The organism is Thermococcus peptonophilus (assembly GCF_001592435.1).
GTDB classification, from domain to species: Archaea; Methanobacteriota_B; Thermococci; order Thermococcales; family Thermococcaceae; genus Thermococcus; species Thermococcus peptonophilus.
On record NZ_CP014750.1, the window covers coordinates 1,328,822 to 1,348,404 of the forward strand.

The window sequence follows — 19,583 nt, forward strand, 5'->3', positions numbered from 1 at the left end:
TCACCACTTCCCTATCTCGTAGTTGAAGTCTTCAACATCCTCCATCTGGGTCTGGAGGCCGTAGAGGCGCCAGACATCTGAAATCTTCCTCCTGAAGGGTAGGGGTCTGAGCTGGCTGACCTTTTCGGCCGTGTAAGCTAGTATCGCCGCTGTAATAACGGCCAGGTCTCTCGGGGGTATCTTCGGCTTCTCTTCCTGCTTGGCCTCTATGGAGGCAGGGGCGGGAGCTGGTGTGGGCGCGGTGGTGGGCTTTTCCCTCTCCACTAACCTTCTCTCGAGCCAGCCCACGAAGTAGAGTACCAACGCGAGGATTCCGAGTATTGTGAAGACTACTGTAACGCCGATAACCGTTATCCATCCGCCTTCGATCAGAGCCGACGACATGATAACACCTCACAGCGGTATGTTGCCGTGCTTCTTCGGCGGAAGCTTTACCCTCTTGCTCTCCAGCGCCTCGAGGGCCAGGATTATCTTCGCCCTGGTCTCGGCCGGGTCGATGACGTCGTCGATGTAACCTCTGGCGGCGGCAACGTACGGGTTGGCGAACTTCTCGCGGTACTCCGCTATCTTCTGCTGCCTTACCTCCTCTGGGTTCTCAGCGGCGGCTATTTCCTTCCTGAAGATGATGTTTGCCGCTCCCTCTGGACCCATGACGGCTATCTCTGCTGTCGGCCAGGCGAAGACGAAGTCAGCTCCAAGGTGCTTGCTTCCCATCGCGAGGTATGCTCCGCCGTAGGCCTTCCTCAAGATGACTGTAACCATCGGGACGGTAGCTTCGGCGTAGGCGTAGAGCACTTTAGCTCCGTGCCTGATAATTCCGCGGTACTCCTGGTCAGTTCCCGGGAGGTAGCCTGGAACGTCAACTAGGGTAACGATCGGGATGTTGAAGGCGTCGCAGGTTCTAACGAAGCGAGCTATCTTGTCCGAGCTGTCTATGTCGAGAACACCGGCGAAATATATCGGGTTGTTGGCGACTATTCCAACCGTCTGGCCGTTCATCCTTCCAAAGCCGACAACCGCGTTCGGGGCGAAGTACGGGAGTATCTCAAGGAAGTCCGGGTTTCCGTTCTCGTCCTTGTCAACTATCTCGTAGATGACCTGCCTGACGTCATAGCCCTTGTTTGGATCATCTGGAACTACGTTGTAGAGGTCTTCGTTCTTCCTGAAGGGTAAATCGCTCGTCTTAACCCTTGGAGGCTTCTCCATGTTGTTCGACGGCAGGTAGCTCATGAGCCTCCTTATGAGCGCTAAAACTTCTTCGTCGCTCTTCCCTATGAGGTGTGCCTGTCCGCTCTTCTGGGCGTGCACCATGGCTCCACCAAGCTGGACTGGGGTCACCTCGACTCCAGTTACGGCCTTGACGACCTGCGGCCCGGTGATGAACATGAAGCTCGCATCGCTGTCTACCATCAGGATGAAGTCTCCAATAGCGGGGCTGTAAACTGCTCCGCCGGCGCAGGGACCCATGATTGCTGTTATCTGCGGAACTACGCCACTGAGGAGGGTGTTCATCTTGAATATCTCGCCGTAGCCTTTGAGAGAGTCAACGCCCTCCTGAATCCTTGCCCCACCAGAGTCGTTGAGGCCTATAACCGGAGCTCCGGCTTCGAGGGCCAGCTCCATGATGCGCTTTATCTTTGCCGCGTGCATCTCGCCGAGGGAACCGCCCATTACCGTAAAGTCCTGGGCGTAGACGAAGACTAGCCTTCCGTCAATGGTTCCGTAGCCGGTTATGACGCCGTCAGCGGGCAGTTCCTTCTTGTCGAGACCGAACTCCGTTCCGCGGTGCTTGACGAACATTCCTATCTCGACAAAGCTTCCCGGGTCGAGGAGCTTCTCAATTCTCTCCCTGGCAGTTAGTTTGCCCTTTGCGTGCTGTTTTTCAATGGCCTTCTCGCCACCCATCTCCAGAATCTTCTTTTTCCTCTCATACAGCTCGTTGAGCTTATCCTCCATGCTCATGAGAACTCCCCCATGTTTTTGCTGAACCTTGTAGTTTGTAAAGTTTAAAAGGGTTTTCAAATCCGTTAGGTTCTCCAAAGAAAAAATGAACAGGGCTGTGCAGAAAATTGATGAAAAAGAGTTCAGAGATGCTGGATCGGTGTTTCGGCACCACACGCTTCACACTTGAGGAAGTGGAAGCGGCCCTTCTTGATGATCTTCGTATCTGGACTTCCACAGACGGGACAGATAACGAACTCCTTGAGGTACTTCTTCATCTTGTTTGCTATGAGATACGGTGTGAAGCGTCCCTGAAGGATCGCTCTCCTGCCCTCGAGGGTTCCAGCGGTAGCGACCTCCCTCAGGATGAACTTGAGGAGATGGTTCGGGTCGCGGTTCATGGCCTCGGCTATGTCCACGAAGTTCTCTATGATCGTCCTGTTTCCGGCTATCGTGACCTGTGCCGGCGGCACCTCAAAACGTGAGTGGTGGTGCTTGACGTTCTCCGGGAGTTCTTCATAAGCCTTATCGAGGAGCTTCTCAAAGTCGTAAAAGTCTACCTTCTCGCTCATTTTCTCACCTCCTACTTACCTCTTCACTTCGCTTTATAACCTTTGTCAGATGACGCGGTAGAATCCAGCTCTAGGTTCGTAGACCCTGCCATCGCTCTTCAGCTCGTTGAGGAGTTTCTCGATGTCCGCCTTAGTCCCTATCCCTGCTTGCTTGGCAGCCTCTATAACCTTCTCTTCAGGTGCTCCAAACTCTCCCTCACTCTCAAGGGATTTTATTATGTCAACGAGCTTCTCGATCTTGTTTATCTTCTTTGAACTCTTGCCAACTTCGAGGATTGAGACGTCCAGGTTGCCCTCCTCATCAACGGCTATCGTCTTCATCATGGCTTCGATGATCTCTATTGCCGCTCTTGCGTCCTCCCTCGTCACCGTCTCGCTCAACCTCATCCTCGCGTGGGCCTCGCTGAGCCTGATGAGGGCCTCAAGCTGTCTGGCGGTAATCGGTATTGGCTGGACGCCGTCTTCATCTCCCCTCTTCAGACCCTTTCTCATTTTGACGTAGTAGCGCTTTATCTCATCCATTGCCTCTCTGCTCAGAACCGGGTGAACGTTCTTCCTGGCGTAGGCTATATACTTCTTGAGCAGGTCGTAGGGTATCTTAGGCGTCACCGCCTCAGCTTCGCCCCTTCTGACCTTGAGGATATGCTCCGCTATGCTGGCGTCCACCTTCTCGTCGGGCTCATCAAGGAGCAGGAATATAAGGTCGAAACGGCTGAGAAGGGTCGGCGGGAGGTCGAGCTGCTCCGGAAGGCTCTTGTGCCTGTTGAACCTGCCGAACTTTGGATTGGCTGCCGCTATGACGGTCGTCCTTGAGTTCAGGGTCGCGGTTATGCCCGCCTTGGAAATGCTGATTGTTTGCTGCTCCAGTGCTTCATGTATCGCGCTCCTGTCGCGGTCGCTCATCTTGTCGAACTCGTCAATTAGGGCGAACCCACCATCGGCGAGGACCAAAACACCTGCTTCCAGCACCCAGGAGCCGGTAAACTCGTCGCGGACGGCGGCGGCGGTATTGTGGACGACGAAACCGTTTGCGATGAAGCTGTGAGAACCTTCGACGGTGAGGTCGTAGACATAATCATAGGGAGATTTAATTTCCTGTGTGGAGACCTTAACTGGGCCATTTTCAGTGACGACCTCTCCATCGATGTTTCTGGCCTCCACCCATCCATGGGGAGTCAGGAGCCTGGTCTCGGGAGTTACTACAATACTCAGTCCATCTCCTTCTACCTTTATCAACTTCTCCGGGGCCTTGAGCTTCCACAGTTTAAGAACTCTCCTATCGCCCTCTAGTGTTTTAATGTAGAGTCTGAGCTTTTCGGCATTAACGCTCTTGTAATCCTGAACTTTTTCTGGTATGACCTTCTCAACCAACTCTCCTATTTTGAACTGTCCAAGATTCGTTTTGATTATTGAGTCCGGCGCAACACAGAGACCAGCGGCTGATGAGCTCTTCCCACTCGTGTAAATTGCCCTCGGCGCTAGATTGGCAACGTAGCGGAGGAGCTGGCTGTTGTGGACAAAGATATCATTAGCTATAAAATTATGATGCTCAGGGACCTGGAGGTCATAGACCCACGGGTGCTCAGGCTTGTATTCTTCTATCTCTTCTACCCTGTCCCAGAATATGTCCGAGTCGGCGAGGAGTTCAAGGAGTCTAACCTCGTCCGAGTTGGGTAGGTGATTTTTTAGGGTTTGGACTATAGCCATAAGCTTTTCTCTGCTGGGTAGCCTGTCTCCTCGCTCATAGTGCAGGTATGTAGAACGACTTATTCCCATGTCATTTTGGGTAAGCCCGGCTTTCATTCTGGCCTCTCTAAGGAGCTTGCTGACGCCGGGAATGACATCAACATTGGTGTTTGGTTTGATACCCTGAGTCACTTCTCTGAGAACCTCCATCTTTCTCTGGAGCCTGAACCCAATGATATCCCTGAACTTTACTGCATCCTCTCCGGTTATGAAAAGCCGGTAATATACCTTTTTTTCTTTCATTTTTCCGTTTGTTGCTCTACTTTCAGTCTCATGGAACTGGGACTTAATGCCGAACCTCAGTAGCAGGTGTTGTACGTCCTTGAGGAGCTCTTTTGATGCGGAGACGACTGTTATCTTTGGTCTTCTTCTATCCACGGTCCCTTCGGCATCGAAGTATCCTCTAAGGAATGCCTTTATGTCTTCATTTCTGGCCCTAAACAGCTGAGGTGGGACTCTCTTCTCCGCAGAGTTGCCGGCTACCCTAAGCCATTTAAGGAGGCTGTAAAGCTCAATGCCGGATGCATAGACCTCACTTGCGGTCTTTCCTTTATGCGAGTTTCTAACAGTTGGGTTGAGTCCAATCCTGCTTAGATATTCGTGAACTCTCTCTATCAGCTCTTTCTCATTGTTGGTAAAGTAAAGAGTCGCACTACTACCACGTTTCTGGGTGTGGCCTTCTCCAGTAATCAGCCCAATAACGTACCAAAATTCTTCATCTGCAACCTCTGGGAGTACCAATCTGCTCTTTGCAGTCTTCGGTTTTTGAATGGGTGCCTCTTTAAGGTTCACTGGTTTTCCAGTTGTGGGAATAACCCTTGGAACTGCAATAAAATTCCCAACCCTTAACTCTTCAGCTTTCCTGGTCTTGAAGATTCCATCCTCAAAGACGAAGAACGGATGGGTGGGTGTTACTCTTATCTCCCTTCCGCTTGCGGTCTTTATCCTGAACATTCTCTCCGGAGCCTCTCTCTTCCAAGAGATATTGGCTTTGACTTTTCTAACCTTAAGCGTTGAAGCGTCGAGGGCGTAGAGCTCAAGGTCTATGGGGGCGTAATAGCCGTCGTCAACGACTCCGAGCTTTCCATTTTCCTTTGCTTTTTCTATGGCCTCATCAACGAGCTCTCCGATTGGTCTGATGCTTCCATCAGCAAGCACGACTTTCGTGTCGTAGTCAACGCACTTTGCAACACCAGGATCTCCAACCAAGAGAACATGGCTCTCTCCCCTCAACTTCGTCCCGTCTGGAAGTGTCCTTTGGACGCCGCCGAAGAGTGCTAGGGCTATCCCTTTCTTGACTATCCTGTGGCCCCATATGGCAGGAGCTATCGAATCAACGATGGCATCAACGATGTCCTTCCTCTTTGCCAGCTCCCTTATCTTCTGCTCGTCCTCGGGAGAGATCTCCAGTTCCTCTATCTCCTTGCTGAGCTGTTCAATGTGGTTTACCTCAAGGATCTTCTTGAATATCGGCCTCTTCTCCCTCTGCTCCAGGATGACTCTCAGAACACCTGTAACTAGAACCCTGTCGCCGGGAAGGGCCGCATCCACGAGGTCATCGAGCAGTATCGCGTCAACGAAGCGCGGCATCTGGCCGCCCTTAAGGCTCTCTGGCCTGTCCTGAAGGCGGAAGCTCTGGAAGTTGACGAAGCGGCTCTTGTCAACGTCCAGCTCTATGTTTCTGCTTCCGCAGGCGTCACACTTGGCCGGCTTAACAAGGTTTTCGTAGGGCCTCTGAAGCCTTATCATTTCATGGCCACAGTCACGGCACACGAAAACGGCCTTCTCAACGAAGGGCTTGACCTCGCTGACGCGGGTGATTATTCCCTCTACCTGGATGAGCTTGTTTATGTGCTCGCTCCCGAGCTCCTTGACGAGGAGGGTCTTCGGAAGGTTGTAGAAGCGGGCGTGGACCTTAAACTCCCTCTCCACGAGGAGAGGCGGCTCCCTAAGGACTATCTGGATGGCATCCTCGGCGCTCGCTATGGCCTCTTCCGGGTTGTTTAAGAGTTCATCGGCAAGCTCGGGATCGAAGGAGTTAAGATGTGCCCAGTCTATTGCCAGCGAGCGCTTTGGCGTGACAGTGAGGAGGTCTTTGAGGCGGTTTATGTAGACCTCGTTGCCATCATCATCAACGTACTCCCGCAGAAACTTGGCAAAGCGTGCTATCATCTCTTCCCTGTCCATCAGGCATCCCCGAGCCACTCGTTTCTTATCTTCGACATCTGGAGGTATATTCTCCTCTCCTCGGGCGCGAGCCTCGAGAGCAGTTCCAGGCTGTTTGGCCTCAGCATCACGGCTTTTAGAATCTTGTTGAACCTTATGAGCTTGAGATCCCTCAGCTTCTTCCTCAGGTTCGCCAGTTTGGTGAGCTTGACGTTTATAGTGTCCACGCTTTCCCTCGGGTTCAGTCTCACGTAGTTTTCGAGGTAGTATGCGTAGAACTCGGCTCTCTCGTAAAGTCCTTCTGGAAGAACAGTTAACGGCTCGCTCTCCCTTTCCTCGGCTATAACCTTGTCAATCTCGCCGATTATTTTGTCTGTCTCGTCCACTATCTCAACTACCCCCGCTTCCCAGAGCTCTCTAGCCTTCCAGTCCTCCACGAGGACAATATCTCCACCCTTCCAGTCTCCGAATGGCTTCATGACCTTGACGGCTATGAGGGATTTACCCGTGAACATGATTTGCACCTTCCCAATGATTGTCAAGTCGTCTAATAAATCTTCCCCGAATACATTTGGGCCTGAATGAGCAGGATTGATGGTCACTTTTGATCATGGTATCAGACCAGTTCACGATAACCCTATAAGCCCTCTCCCTAAATTACTCCAGGTGAGTCAGAGATGTTGATCGGGATTATGAGCGACACTCACGACAACCTGCCGGCCATAAGGAAGGCGGTTGAGTTCTTCAACGAGAGGAACGTTGACCTGGTTATACACGCGGGCGACTACGTTGCGCCTTTCGTTGCCGGGGAACTTAAGAAGCTTAAGGCGCCGCTCAAAGGTGTCTTCGGCAACAATGACGGTGAGAGAAAGGGTCTATACGAAGCCCTTGGAATATACGACGAGCTGATAGAGCTTGAAGCGGATGGAATGAAAATAGCCGTAACGCACGGTACAAACGAAGTCCTTGTCAGGGCCCTCGCCCACAGCAGGCTTTACGATGTTGTCGTTGTAGGTCACACCCACCACTACGAGATACAGGAAGTCGGGAGAACCGTCCTTGTGAACCCTGGAGAGGTCTGCGGCTACGTAACTGGGGTGAAAAGCGTTGCCCTTCTTGACACAAGGAAGAGGGAAGTCCAGATAATAAACCTTGACACCGGGGAGCTTCTTGGGGCGATGAGCCTTTAATCTTCCAATTTTCCCGAAGGCGGTGAAGATGGAGGACATACTCCTTCCAAAGGAGCGGCGGGATGCAGTCGTCCTCATAGGTGTGGACGAGAGGGACAACGTTGAGTTTGTCAGGATTTATGCCGTCAGCGAGGAGAGGGCCAAGCAGGTCCTTGAGGAGTTCTTCAACGCAAAGGGCCTTTTTCCTACCGACTACCGGCTGGTGAGCCGTGGAACCGAACCCGTTGGCGACAGAAGGGTGATAACGACGAGAAGCGAGGTATCACTGAGCTCTGCACTTGCCAGGCTAGGCCTGAGGCTCCTCTCCAACGGTGTCCTCTACTTGGACGGTGTTGAAACGCTTTACCAGATAACCCTCGTCAGTGAGAGCCTGTACTCCTCAATCGCTGGAAAAGAGGTTGATAGATTATCACAAAAAGAGGAAACTGAGAGCCTTCCCGAGCCCGAGGAAGTTCTCTCCCTTGGGGTCGATGTTCTCGTGGAGAACCTTTCTGGCAGGGATATTTCAGATTTTCTACCCGAAAACGCTCTCTTTCTCAGAGAACCGCCCGTTGAGAAAGTCGCCGAGCTTCTCGCCGAGGAGAGGAATTCTCCGGTTGTAGTCGAGACCAAGGACGCGAGGAAATACACCTTTCTCGACTTTGCGGTCGTCGTGAGGTTGCCTCCGCTCACGGTTGAGGAGTTCGCGGCGGAACTCTCTTCGAGGCTCGGGATTGACGTTGATCCTTCGCTTTTCTCCTCCTATCCCCCAGAAAAGCTCAACCTCAGGAACGTTAGAGCGCTTGTGAGCCTTGTCGAGGCGATCGTGGAGAAGTGGAAAGTGGACAGGGAGAAGGCCCTCAAGATTGCAGTTAGACTCAACCTCGAAGGGCTTTGAAGTATCTCTTCGCCATTTCCCGGTAGTCCGGGTTATGCTTTCCGAGTGCAGAGTTTATCAGCTCGCGCTCCTTCTCGCTCTCTGCCAAATAACCTAAAAGGAGTCCCTCATCAACTGTCAGTTCCTCCACGAACGAAGCCCTATCGAGGTACTCATTCCTGCTCCTGCTTTCCTGGATTAGCTCTCTCAACCTCTTAAGATAGGACTCAACTTTCTCCTTCCTCCTCTGGAACTCAAGCCAGTCGAAGGAGAGCCTCTCAAGCGGGGAAATGAGGAGGCCCGGGTTTGTAAGGTAGGGCTTTAGGTTCTCTCCAAGCTTTGAGGCGAGGAGCTTCTTTTTAAAGACCTCCAGCCTGTCGTAGTCCTCAGCTAGCCTTTTCTTGTCAACCAGTTCGAGTGAATCGAAGAGGGCAAGACCTGTTAAGTAGCAGAGGGCCCCAAACGGAACTTCTGGAAGGGTTATGGTTTCTCTTGAAACTCTAACGGCATCCTCAGTTTTGCGTTCTTTTCCTTCTAGGAGCATGCCGAGGGGATAGCTTATGCTCTTCAGGCAGAACTCAAGCTCGTCCATTTTCCCACCATTGAAAGGTGGGACTTTTCACTGAAAACACTTTCGTCATGTTTTTAGGACTAGTTCTCAACATCTCTCTGGTGAGAGGATGGGGTGGGTTGAGATAGACGGCTCCTATGGTGAGGGTGGTGGCCAAATACTCAGGACGAGCGTCGCCCTCTCTGTAATCACGGGCAGGCCGGTCAGGATTTACAACATCCGCGCCAACAGACCGAATCCCGGCTTAAGGCCCCAGCACCTACACGCGGTTCTTGCGCTGAAGGAGCTGAGCGACGCGAGGGTTAAAGGGGCAAGCGTGGGCTCGACCAGGCTGGAGTTCATCCCTGGAAGGCCGGAACCGAAGCACATACGGGTTCCAGTAAAGACCGCTGGGAGCATCACCCTCGTCCTCCAGGCGCTCCTCCCGGCGATGGCCTTCGTTGGGAGTAGCTTTGAGGTAACTGGGGGAACTGACGTCCCCTGGAGTCCGCCGGTTGATTACCTCAAGCACGTTACCTTTTATGCCCTTGAGAGGATGGGCTTAAAGGTCGAGCTTGAGATAAAGAGGCGCGGCCATTACCCCAAAGGTGGCGGACTGGTCGTCGGTGAGGTTGAGCCGTGGGAGGAGAGAAAACCCCTGAAAGCTCTAAGATGGGGAAGAATAGAGCGCTTTGCTGGAATGAGCCACGCAACCAACCTTCCGGCCCACGTCGCCGAGAGGCAGGCTAAAGCCGCTAAGGAGAGGCTGGGTGAGGTTTACAGCGCGCCGGTTGAGATAGAGACCGAGGTTTCTCGCTCTCTCGGCCCGGGGAGCGGGATAGTGGTCTGGGCAGAGACAGATAAGCTCAGGCTCGGTGGAGACGCCCTCGGTAAGAAGGGGAAGCCAGCTGAAGTAGTTGGCAGAGAGGCGGCCGATGAGCTCATCGAGGCGTTGAAGACCGGAATGGCCGCGGACAGGTTCCTCGGCGACCAACTCATACCGTTCCTGGCCTTTACCGGCGGTGAAGTTGGGGTCAGCGAGATAACGAACCATCTCGTCACGAACGTCTGGGTGGTAGAGAAGTTTTTCGGGAAGGTCTTTGAGGTGGAGGGGGAGATTGGAAGGCCTGGAACGGTGAGGGTTGTGAGGAGAGTGGAGGTTTGAATGTGTGGGATAACTATTAATTCCTCGGAAGAGCTTTCCTCTTTCTATCCCCGATGCCATGAAGGATGGGATAGTCCTCCACGACAGCGGCTTCTATGACGTTGCCAGAAAATGCTTTGAAGAGCTAAGGCGAAGGGAGTGAGAAGGAGAAGTACTGGGTGATGAGGGCTTAATTCCTCGCTAAGCCTTTGAGGAACCTCTTGGCCCCTCGGCTGGTCCAATTTGCCCAAAAGAATAATTTTGGAAAAAAATAAACCCTAAAGCTTCACAATGTGGACAGAGCAGGAGATGCACGGGTCGAAGGCCCTCACCGTCTCTTCCAGCCTCTGCACCATCTCCATCTCATCAACATTGCCGTAGAGGACTTTGGCTTCTCTGAGAAGGCTCTTCTCTATCATCGCATGGTTCATTGCTGTGGGCGTTATGATGTTTGAGTAGGCTATCTTTCCGCTCGAATCTATCCGGTAGTGGTGTACCAGGACTCCCCTCGGTGCTTCGACGTATCCTATCCCCTCTCCCTCCTTCGGCTCCACGGAGACGTTTTCACTGGAGATGCCCTTATCGAGAAGGGTCTTTGCTATCTCTCCAGCCCTTTCGAGGGCATAAACAAGCTCAATCGCCTGCGCGAGGTTGTTGTAGCTCACGTAGCCCGTCTCGAGCTTCTCCCTGTGCTCCTCGAAAAGCCTCTTCGCCTCGGGCGTTAACTGCTCGCCTTTTAGCAGGAGCCTCGCGAGAGCACCCACGAGGAAAGGCTCTCCGTTGTAGCGGCTCTGCTTGGCGAAGCTGTAGACGAGGGAGTGCTCCTCTATCCTTTCTGTGTAGTGAAAGGGCTCCTTGCCCTCGGCGATTAACCTCTCCCCCCATAGGTATCCGTCCGTAGCTAAGAAGTGTCCAGCCCTCTCGCCGTAGGGCTCAAGCGAGGCGAAGAGTCTTACAGTCCTTTTAGCGAACCTCAACAGGACCTCGCTCTCCCGCTCAATCCTCTCAAGCTCTTCGGTTGTAGGATACCTTCCAAAACCTCCGGGCTTGACGTTTATTCCGTGTATTTCCCTCCCGCCTATCAGCTCCCTCAATCTGTTCCCGAAGGCTTTGAGTGCTATTCCTTCCTTAACGAGCTCGCCGTGTTTTGTTGCCATCCTTATTGCGTCTGGATATCTAAAGACGTCGGGGGCGACGAGCAGATACAGGTGCAAGGCGTGGCTCTCGAGGAGCTCTCCTATGAGGCCCAGCTCCCTCAACAGCTGAATCTCTCCGGGGACTTCGACGCCGAAGGCTCGTTCTATCCCCATGACCGATGCGACGCTGTGAGCCAAATAGCATATTGCGCATATCCTAGCCTCAAGGTCTGGTACATCGTAATAGTGCCTCCCGAGGGTCAGCAGCTCAAAGAAACGCGGTCCTTCGACTATCTTGAGGCGGACGTCTTTAACCTCCCCGTTTTCGATGACTATCTCCGCTTTCCCGTTGCCTTCTACACGAGTGAACTCCCTGAGCTCGATTATCATGGTTCCCACCTCGCGAAGGTCTTGAACTTCCTAACGATGTACTCGTCATCATAGCCCTTGCTCTTGAGGATCTCGTACTCGCTCGCAGGGTTGACCTCTCCCGGGAGAGGCCCCCTGCAGCCGATACAGCCGAGACCGGACTTTATGCAGATCGCGTTGCAGCCGCCGAGTGTAATCGGACCGAGGCAGGGGAGGCCCTTCTTTACTAGAACGCACTCGTACTCGTTGAGCTTGCACTCGACGCAAACAGGATAGTCCGGACGAACCGGGTCTATGCCCTTCGCCATGTCCATGAGGGCCTGGTAGAGCTCTTCCTTGTTGTAGGGACAGCCGGGGATTGCAAGATCAACGGCCACGTGCTCTACGACCGGCTTCGAGTCTATTGCCCTCATCGGATTGCCTTCGTCGCCGTAAACTGCCTTCAGCTTCTCCCTGATTGGCATTTCAATGCTCCCCTGCACGTTGCCGTGTGTGGCGCAGGTTCCGAGGGCTATGAGGTAGTTTGAGCGGTTCCTCGCTTCCCTGAGCACTTTGAGATCTCTGTGAGTTGAAACCGTACCGGTAACAAGTGCGACGTCGTAGTGATCCTTCTCGTGCAAGTTGCTTGCCATGTGGAACTCTCCTATCTCGTAGAACTCCAAGAGGTCAAAGAACTTCTCGTAGAGAAATAGGACGTTGAGCGCACAGCCCCCGCAGTCCGTAAGTTCAAAAACACCCAGCTTAAGCTTTCCCATCATATCAACCCCCTTGTGGAGAGGGCATCCCAGTATGTGAAGACTGGTCCGGCCTTGCAGACGTACTTGATTGACGTGCTCGTTCCTACGATGCAGTGACCGCATTTCCCGATTCCGCAGCGCATTCTTCTTTCAAGTGTCATGTAGATCCTTCCGGGTGAAAGTCTCCTGTTGGACAGCTCCCTGATGACGAACTTGTACATCACCGGCGGGCCGCAGATGAGGGCATAGGTGTTCTCCACGTCGAACTCCTCTCCCTTGAATAGGTCTGTGACTACACCCTTGCAGACCCTGTCGGAGAATCCCCTCTCAAGGTAGATGCAGGATGGGCTCTCTATTTCATAAGCGAGCTTAACCGAGCAGTTCATTGCCTCTCCATGCTTCAGGAGGTGGACTATCTCATCTCGGAAAAGCAGGTCTTCGTAAGCCTTAGTTCCGTAGAAGAGCCATATGTGATCGTACTTTCCGGTGTCTATAGCATACCAGAGGACTGATCTCAAAGGTGCCATTCCCAGGCCACCAGCAACAAGGAGGAAGTTCGAGCCCTCCATCTTTTCCATCGGGAAGCCGTTACCGTAAGGTCCGCGGATGCCGACTATTTTCCCCTCCTGCATTTTATGGACGTACTTCGTCATCCTGCCTACCTTTCTTATGCAGAGCTGGATGTATCCCTTCCTCGTTGGCGAGGAGCAGAGGCTTATCGGGAACTCGCCGAAGCCCCTAACATCGACGATGACGAACTGGCCGGGTTTAAAGCTGAAGTTCTCCCCAACCTCCGGGTCAACGAAGCGGAGCGTGAATAGCTTTTCTCTCGGTGTCATGTCCTTGACTTCCAGAATGCGGGCGTCGTAGGAGATGTAGGGATTTTCGCTCATTGCAGGGACCCCCTTACCTCATCAAGAACCTTAACGTGCTCTATTCCAGCTGGGCAGAACTCGTCACACCTCCCGCAGCCTACGCAGTTGAAGCCCGCTGAGGGGTCAAAGTAGCTCTTGCAGTAGTAGCGGTGCCTGAAGCGGTCTAAACGAGTGGGCCTGAAGTTGTGACCACCCGCCACAAGCCCGTGGTTCTCCATGAAGCACGAGTCGTAGCGCCTTTCCCTCACAGCTTCGTAGGCGTTGATCCACTTATCGCACACCTCGTAGCATCGGCACGTCGGGCAAACCATGTTGCAGTTGCCGCAGGCGAGGCATATATCGGCATATTTTTTCCACACAGGGCTGCTGTAAGCCAGGTCGAGCATGTCGGCAAGCCCCTCTTTGCTGAGCTTTCTCTTGAAAGACCTGGCCCTCCTCTCCTCGAACTCCCTGAAGTGCTGGATGTCCTCGTCTGTAACCTCATCGAACAGCTCCTCGTTCTTCCAGACAAGTTCATGGCCCTTTACGCTCCCCACCCTTACCAGCCAGCCGTCTGGAAGCTCATGGAGGAAGAGATCGAAGCCGTCCATGGCGAAGTCCGTCCCGAGGCTCCTGCAGAAGCAGTACTCATCCGGTATGCAGCTTATCCCGACGATAAAAGCGCTCTCGCGCCTCGCCTTATAGTACGGGTCAACTGGCTCCTCAAGGTAGACCTTGTCGAGTATCTTGAGCCCGTGGATGTCGCAGGAGTGGAGGCCGAAGAGGACGAAACCCCCCTCCTCGACATCGTTCTCCCACTTACCGTTTTTAAGCCGGAGGATTGTGTCTTTAGGTCTTACGAAGAACTTCTTTGGGGGTAGCATGGTTCTGTTGTAGTCGAGGACAATCTCTTCGAGCCTTTGAACCTCCTGAAAAGAATAGATATCCCCCTTTTTGACCGGCCCGTACACCTTGCCCCATATCCCAAGAGCTTTGAAAAATCTCTCAAAATTTTTGGAAGATAACTTTATGTATCTCAACGATATCACCGCCATGTGGGCCTCTATACTTGATATTTGTAAAGAAATGATTTAAGGGTTTTTCAAACAAATGGTTTTAAACCAGATGTTGCAAACTTGTACTTTAGTGCACTTTTATAAACATCACCACGCAGATTTCTCTAACATGTAATTAATGGGTGAGAAAAATGGGGGCTGGCTTAGATTACATCCGCTCTTACCCACCCGAGCCGAGCTCGCTCATTCCCCTTCTCCAGAGGACGCAGGAGCGCTTTGGCTACCTCTCTCGGGAAGTCCTGGAGGAAATTGCAAACTATCTTGGAATTCCGCTCAGCAGGGTTTACGGCGTTGCCACCTTCTACGCCCAGTTCCGCTTCGAGCCGCTCGGGAAGTACGTTGTGAAGGTGTGCCACGGGACAGCGTGCCACGTCAACGGTGCCGTCAGCATAGCACAGGCCCTGAAGGAGGAGCTTGGAATCGATGAGGGGCAGACCACGAAAGATGGTCTCGTCACGCTTGAGCGCGTTGCCTGCCTCGGCTGCTGCAGTCTCGCTCCTGTCATCATGATCAACGAGAAGGTCTTCGGCAAGCTCAATCCGGAGAAGGCTAGGAAGCTCATCAGAAAGCTCAGGGAGGGGAAGCTCGATGTCTGATATCAAGGCCATTGCGGTCGGCATGAACTCCTGCGGAATAGCTGCTGGGGCAAAGGAGACCTACGAGGCTATAAAGCGAGAACTTGAGGAGAGGGGGCTAGACGTCAAGCTCAAGATAGTCGGCTGCGTCGGCATGTGCTACCGCGAGCCCCTCGTGGACATAATCACCGAAGACGAAATCATAACCTACGGCCACGTTGACCCAAAGAAAGTCCCGAGGATCATAGAGGAGCACGTCATCAACGGGAGGCCCGTAGAGGAGTGGATAGTCAAGCGCGACTGGTGGGAGAACGGCGAGAGGAAGACGTGGGACGTTGATGGCTACTTCACCAAGCAGAAGAAGATCGTCCTCGAAAACAGTGGCTACATTGATCCCGAGAACATAGACGAGTACATTGCCGTTGGAGGATACGAGGCTCTCAAAAAGGCCCTCAATATGAAGCCCGAGGAGATAATCGAAATAATCACCAAATCCGGTCTGAGGGGTAGGGGTGGTGCTGGCTTCCCGACCGGCCTGAAGTGGAAGTTCACCCGCGAGGCCCCTGGAGACGAGAAGTACGTCATCTGCAACGCCGACGAAGGCGATCCTGGGGCGTTCATGGACAGGAACGTCCTTGAGGGCGACCCTCACAGGGTAATCGAGGGGATGATAATCGGTGCCTACGCAATTGGAGCCACCAAGGGCTTCATCTACGTCCGTGCCGAGTATCCGCTGGCCATAAGGCGCCTCAAGATAGCGCTCCAGCAGGCGAGGGATAGGGGCTTCCTCGGCGAGAACATCCTCGGTTCTGGGTTCTCCTTTGACATCGAGATAAAGGAGGGGGCTGGGGCGTTCGTCTGCGGTGAGGAGACGGCACTTATAGCTTCCATTGAGGGTAAGCGCGGAATGCCGAGACCGAGACCACCTTATCCAGCCCAGAAGGGCCTGTGGGGCAAGCCGACGAACATAAACAACGTGGAAACATGGGCGAACGTGCCCTGGATAATAAGGCACGGCTGGGAGGCCTACGCCTCCCTTGGGACGGAGAAGAGCAGGGGGACGAAAGTCTTCGCCCTCTCAGGTAAGATAAAGCACGGTGGCAACGTAGAGGTGCCCATGGGAATAACGCTCCGCGAGATACTCTACGAGATAGGGGGCGGGACGAAGACGGGCAAAAGGATCAAGGCGGTTCAGCTTGGAGGCCCCTCGGGCGGCTGTATCCCGGAAGAGCTCTTCGACACTCCTGTTGACTACGAGAGCGTGAACGCGACCGGCGCGATAATGGGCAGCGGCGGAATGGTCGTCATGGACGAGGACACCTGTATGGTCGACGTCGCCAAGTTCTTCCTCGACTTCACGGTCAAGGAGTCCTGTGGAAAGTGCACCTTCTGTCGTCTCGGCACCAAGAGGATGTGGGAAATCCTCGACAAGTTCACGAGGGGAGAGGCGACCGAGGAGGACCTTGAGAAGCTTGAGAGGCTCGCCTACCAGGTTAAGGCCGGCTCACTCTGTGGGCTCGGGCAGACGGCTCCAAACCCGGTTCTAACGACACTCCGCTACTTCAGGGAGGAATACATCGAGCACATAAACGGCCGCTGTCCGGCAAAGGTCTGCAAGCCGCTCATCAGGTATGTCATAGACCCCGAAAAGTGCACAGGCTGCACTGCCTGCGCCATCTTCTGTCCAGCTAAAGCCATCAGCGGCGAGAAACTCAAGCCTCACTTCATCGATCAAGAGGCGTGCATCAAGTGCGGTACCTGCTATGAGGTGTGCCGGTTCAACGCCATTGAAATCCTCACCGGGAGGGATGAGTGATGGTCAAGATTATCCTCAACGGTAAGGAAATGGAGGTTCCCGATGGAAAGCCCCTCATAGAGTTCCTCCGCGAGGTTACCCACGTCCCCGGCTTCTGCTATACTGAAGAGCTTGAGCCCTACGGCTCCTGCCGCCTCTGCCTGGTGAGCACGCCGAGGGGAGTAACGACATCGTGCACTCTGAAGCCTGTGGAAGGTCTGAAGGTCGAAACACTCACGGACGAAGTTATCTCAATGAGAAAGACCGCCCTCGAGCTAATCCTCTCCGACCACTACGGCGACTGTATAGGGCCGTGCCAGGACGCGTGTCCCGCTCACAGCGACGTTCAGGGCTACCTCGCGCTGATAGCGATGGGCAAGTACCACGAGGCCGTGAAGCTGATGAAGGAGAAGTACATTCTCCCGGCCGTCCTCGGGAGGGTCTGTCCGGCATTCTGTGAGCAGGCCTGCAGGAGAAACCTCGTTGACGAGCCTCTAGCAATAAGGCAGCTGAAGCGCTTCGCTGCTGACTACGACCTTGAGCACGGGCCTTGGATGCCGGAAATTCCGCCCTCAACCGGGAAGCGCATTGCCGTCATTGGCGGCGGTCCAGCTGGTCTGGCTTGCGCCTACTACCTTCGCACTATGGGCCACGAGGTCACAATCTTTGAGGCCATGCCGGAACTCGGCGGAATGATGCGCTACGGCATTCCTCCGTACAGGCTCCCGAGGGACGTCCTCGACAGGGACATCGCGACCGTCATCGGCACTGGCATCGAGGTGAAGACCAACACCGCCCTCGGGAGGGACGTTACCCTTGAGGAGCTCCGCGAAGAGTACGACGCGGTCTTCCTCGGCGTCGGTGCCTGGAGGAGCAGGAGGATGGGAATTCCCGGGGAAGAGCTTGAGGGAGTGATGCACGGCATAGAGTTCCTTCGGAAGGTCAACATGGGCGAGGAAGTGAAGCTCGGCGAGCGCGTTATAGTGGTCGGCGGCGGGAACACCGCCATGGACGTCGCGAGGACGGCTTTGAGGCTTGGAGCTAAGGTTACCGTCGTCTACCGCCGCTCCAGGGCTGAGATGCCTGCCAACGAGCGCGAGGTGGAGGAGGCAATGGAGGAGGGCGTCGAGTTCCTCTTCCTCACGAACCCGGTTAGAATACTCGGAGACGGCAAAGTTGAGGAGGTCGAGCTGATAAAGATGCGCCTCAGGGAGCCGGACGCGAGCGGAAGGAGGAGGCCGATACCGATAGAGGGCTCCGAGTTCCGCGTTAAGGCCGACAACGTCATCCTGGCGATAGGCCAGTACTGCGACGAGGACTTCCTCAAGAATCTCGGCATCAAGGCAAAGCGCGGGAAGGCCGTTGTCGATGAGGTGACCCTTCAGACGAACCTCCCCGGTGTTTTTGCCGGCGGAGACCTTGTCCTTGGGCCTTCAACCGTCATAGAAAGCATCGCCACCGGGAGAAAGGCGGCGATAATGATAGACCTCTACCTTAAGGGCAAGCTGGAGAAGGCTAGGGAAGTTCTGCTTGAGCCAGAGAAGCACATAGAGGAAGTTCTGAACGATGAAGACCTCTACAGGATTCTCTTCGACCTAAGACCCTACAACCACTGGAAGAAGGTTACCGAGAAGGACTACGAGGGCGTTGAGAGAAAGCCAAGGGCAAAGGTGGAGCTCCTCGACCCCGAGGTCAGAAGGAGGAACTTCGAGGAGGTCGAGCCTTCCCTGACGGAAGAGCAGGTTCTTGAGGAGGCAAAGCGTTGTATGAGCTGCGGCTGTATGGAGGTCTTCAGGTGTAAGTTGAGAGAATATGCCACGCTCTACAACGCTAGGCAGGACGCCTTCGAGGGGGAGGGGAACAGGTTCGAGCTCGACGAGAGCCACCCCTTCGTCGTTCTTGACAACAACAAGTGCGTCCTCTGCGGCCAGTGTGTCCGCTTTACCCACGAGGTTGCAGGGGAGGGCGTCGTTGACTACATGTTCAGGGGCTTCAAGACAATGATCTCCCCACCCCTTGGGGGCACCCTCGGGGATGCTGAAGGACTCTTCATAGGCGAGATGATAGACATCTGTCCCGTCGGTGCCATAACCGAGAAGCTCCCCTTCGTCAAGCCCGGCCCGTGGAAGACCACCCCCGTCAAAACCGTCTGCAACGGTTGCTCCTTTGCGTGCGAGATGAACATTGAGGTCTACGACGGCATACTCGTTAGGGCATCGAGCGTCGAGAAAAGCTGGAACGGACATCTCTGCGACGTCTGCCGCTTCGCCAGGCCCTGGGCCGAGGACTTAGTTCAGCCGCTCCTCAACGGAAAGCCCGTGAGCTGGGAGGAGGCGAAGAAGTTCATAGCGGAGAGAGAGTACGCGCTTATCCTTACGCCAGAGCTGACTAACGAGGAGATATCCTTCTTCAAGGAGTTCGCCCAAAAACGCGGCATTTCCATAGGCTCAACCGTTGAGGGAGAGCTCTCGACGGCGACCCTAGAGGACATCAGAAAGGCAAAGCGCGTCCTCCTTAAGGCCGACCCCGAGAAGTACCCGCTCCTCAAGCTTCTGCTAAGGGACAAGGTGATAGTCGGGGAGGACTACGATGTTGCAATACTCGAAGGACCCGCCGAGCCTCTCGAAGCCCCGACTCTAATTCTTCACGAGGGGGTGAACGCCGCTGGACTCATCAGGGCTGGAATAACGGGGATCCCTGAGAGCAAAGCCTACGTAGTGGTCGGGAGGACGGAGAAGGAGCTTAAGGGGGATGTCCTTATCCTCCCAGCGGGAGTCTGGGCTGCCAAGGAGGGGACGGTTACAAACGCCCTTGGAATGGAGCTGAAAGTGAGGAAGGCCCTGGAGGGCTATTCCCCGCTGGGGCTATTTTCCTGA

General features: G+C 54.2%; 16 protein-coding genes. 6 read left to right on the forward strand and 10 right to left on the reverse strand.

Translation table 11 applies throughout. The features are described from left to right. The 5 genes from A0127_RS07100 to A0127_RS07120 form a co-directional block, all read right to left on the reverse strand. Positions 1-384, reverse strand: a complete 384-nt coding sequence (locus A0127_RS07100) for an OadG family protein (RefSeq protein WP_062389790.1) — start codon at positions 382-384, stop codon at positions 1-3. 9 nt (positions 385-393) lie between these two features. Then, entirely contained in the window at positions 394-1,962 is a 1,569-nt protein-coding gene (locus A0127_RS07105) for a carboxyl transferase domain-containing protein (protein ID WP_062389793.1), read from the reverse strand. 122 nt (positions 1,963-2,084) lie between these two features. Then, positions 2,085-2,513 (reverse strand): translation initiation factor IF-2 subunit beta, encoded by a 429-nt coding sequence (locus A0127_RS07110; protein WP_011250572.1) that lies wholly within the window; start codon positions 2,511-2,513, stop codon positions 2,085-2,087. 45 nt (positions 2,514-2,558) lie between these two features. Then, the gene (locus A0127_RS10425) at positions 2,559-6,446 is read right to left on the reverse strand and encodes an LAGLIDADG family homing endonuclease (protein WP_082781407.1); all 3,888 of its coding nucleotides are present in this window, start codon (positions 6,444-6,446) and stop codon (positions 2,559-2,561) included. After that, on the reverse strand, positions 6,446-6,940 hold the full coding sequence (locus A0127_RS07120; protein ID WP_062389797.1) for a hypothetical protein: 495 nt from the start codon (positions 6,938-6,940) through the stop codon (positions 6,446-6,448). The genes A0127_RS10425 and A0127_RS07120 overlap by 1 nt, the downstream gene beginning before the upstream one ends. A gap of 162 nt (positions 6,941-7,102) precedes the next feature. Between A0127_RS07120 and A0127_RS07125 the strand changes: the two genes are divergently transcribed. Both A0127_RS07125 and A0127_RS07130 read left to right on the forward strand, forming a co-directional pair. Continuing rightward, complete coding sequence (locus A0127_RS07125) at positions 7,103-7,615, forward strand: metallophosphoesterase (RefSeq protein WP_062389800.1); 513 nt, start codon at positions 7,103-7,105, stop codon at positions 7,613-7,615. 28 nt (positions 7,616-7,643) lie between these two features. Further along, complete coding sequence (locus A0127_RS07130) at positions 7,644-8,492, forward strand: hypothetical protein (RefSeq protein ID WP_062389803.1); 849 nt, start codon at positions 7,644-7,646, stop codon at positions 8,490-8,492. Here A0127_RS07130 and A0127_RS07135 read toward each other — a convergent pair. After that, positions 8,473-9,063 carry a hypothetical protein gene (locus tag A0127_RS07135; RefSeq protein WP_062389806.1) on the reverse strand — a complete coding sequence of 197 codons (591 nt, stop codon included), beginning with the start codon at positions 9,061-9,063 and terminating at the stop codon, positions 8,473-8,475. The genes A0127_RS07130 and A0127_RS07135 overlap by 20 nt on opposite strands. An 88-nt stretch (positions 9,064-9,151) precedes the next feature. On the opposite strand from A0127_RS07135, the gene rtcA reads away from it, so the two are divergent. Further along, positions 9,152-10,186: an RNA 3'-terminal phosphate cyclase gene (gene rtcA / locus A0127_RS07140; protein ID WP_062389808.1), complete on the forward strand. Its 1,035-nt coding sequence runs from the start codon at positions 9,152-9,154 to the stop codon at positions 10,184-10,186. A 257-nt stretch (positions 10,187-10,443) separates the two neighbouring features. Here the strand turns inward: rtcA and shyA are convergent, their stop codons facing one another. The 4 genes from shyA to shyB are packed head-to-tail and all read right to left on the reverse strand — an operon-like array spanning position 10,444 to position 14,301. Beyond that, complete coding sequence (shyA, locus tag A0127_RS07145; protein WP_062389811.1) at positions 10,444-11,691, reverse strand: NAD(P)-dependent hydrogenase/sulfhydrogenase 2 subunit alpha; 1,248 nt, start codon at positions 11,689-11,691, stop codon at positions 10,444-10,446. After that, positions 11,688-12,428, reverse strand: coding sequence for an NAD(P)-dependent hydrogenase/sulfhydrogenase 2 subunit delta (gene shyD, locus A0127_RS07150; RefSeq protein WP_062389813.1), 741 nt, complete (start codon positions 12,426-12,428; stop codon positions 11,688-11,690). Before shyD ends, shyA begins: the two co-directional genes overlap by 4 nt. Next, on the reverse strand, positions 12,425-13,300 hold the full coding sequence (gene shyC / locus A0127_RS07155) for an NAD(P)-dependent hydrogenase/sulfhydrogenase 2 subunit gamma (RefSeq protein WP_062389816.1): 876 nt from the start codon (positions 13,298-13,300) through the stop codon (positions 12,425-12,427). The genes shyD and shyC overlap by 4 nt, the downstream gene beginning before the upstream one ends. Beyond that, entirely contained in the window at positions 13,297-14,301 is a 1,005-nt protein-coding gene (gene shyB, locus A0127_RS07160; RefSeq protein WP_062389819.1) for an NAD(P)-dependent hydrogenase/sulfhydrogenase 2 subunit beta, read from the reverse strand. Before shyB ends, shyC begins: the two co-directional genes overlap by 4 nt. Positions 14,302-14,468: 167 nt before the next feature. On the opposite strand from shyB, the gene nuoE reads away from it, so the two are divergent. The 3 genes from nuoE to A0127_RS07175 are packed head-to-tail and all read left to right on the forward strand — an operon-like array spanning position 14,469 to position 19,583. Beyond that, the gene (gene nuoE / locus A0127_RS07165; RefSeq protein ID WP_062389822.1) at positions 14,469-14,933 is read left to right on the forward strand and encodes an NADH-quinone oxidoreductase subunit NuoE; all 465 of its coding nucleotides are present in this window, start codon (positions 14,469-14,471) and stop codon (positions 14,931-14,933) included. Next, on the forward strand, positions 14,926-16,728 hold the full coding sequence (nuoF, locus tag A0127_RS07170) for an NADH-quinone oxidoreductase subunit NuoF (RefSeq protein WP_062389825.1): 1,803 nt from the start codon (positions 14,926-14,928) through the stop codon (positions 16,726-16,728). Before nuoE ends, nuoF begins: the two co-directional genes overlap by 8 nt. After that, positions 16,728-19,583, forward strand: a complete 2,856-nt coding sequence (locus tag A0127_RS07175) for an NAD(P)-binding protein (protein ID WP_062389828.1) — start codon at positions 16,728-16,730, stop codon at positions 19,581-19,583. Before nuoF ends, A0127_RS07175 begins: the two co-directional genes overlap by 1 nt.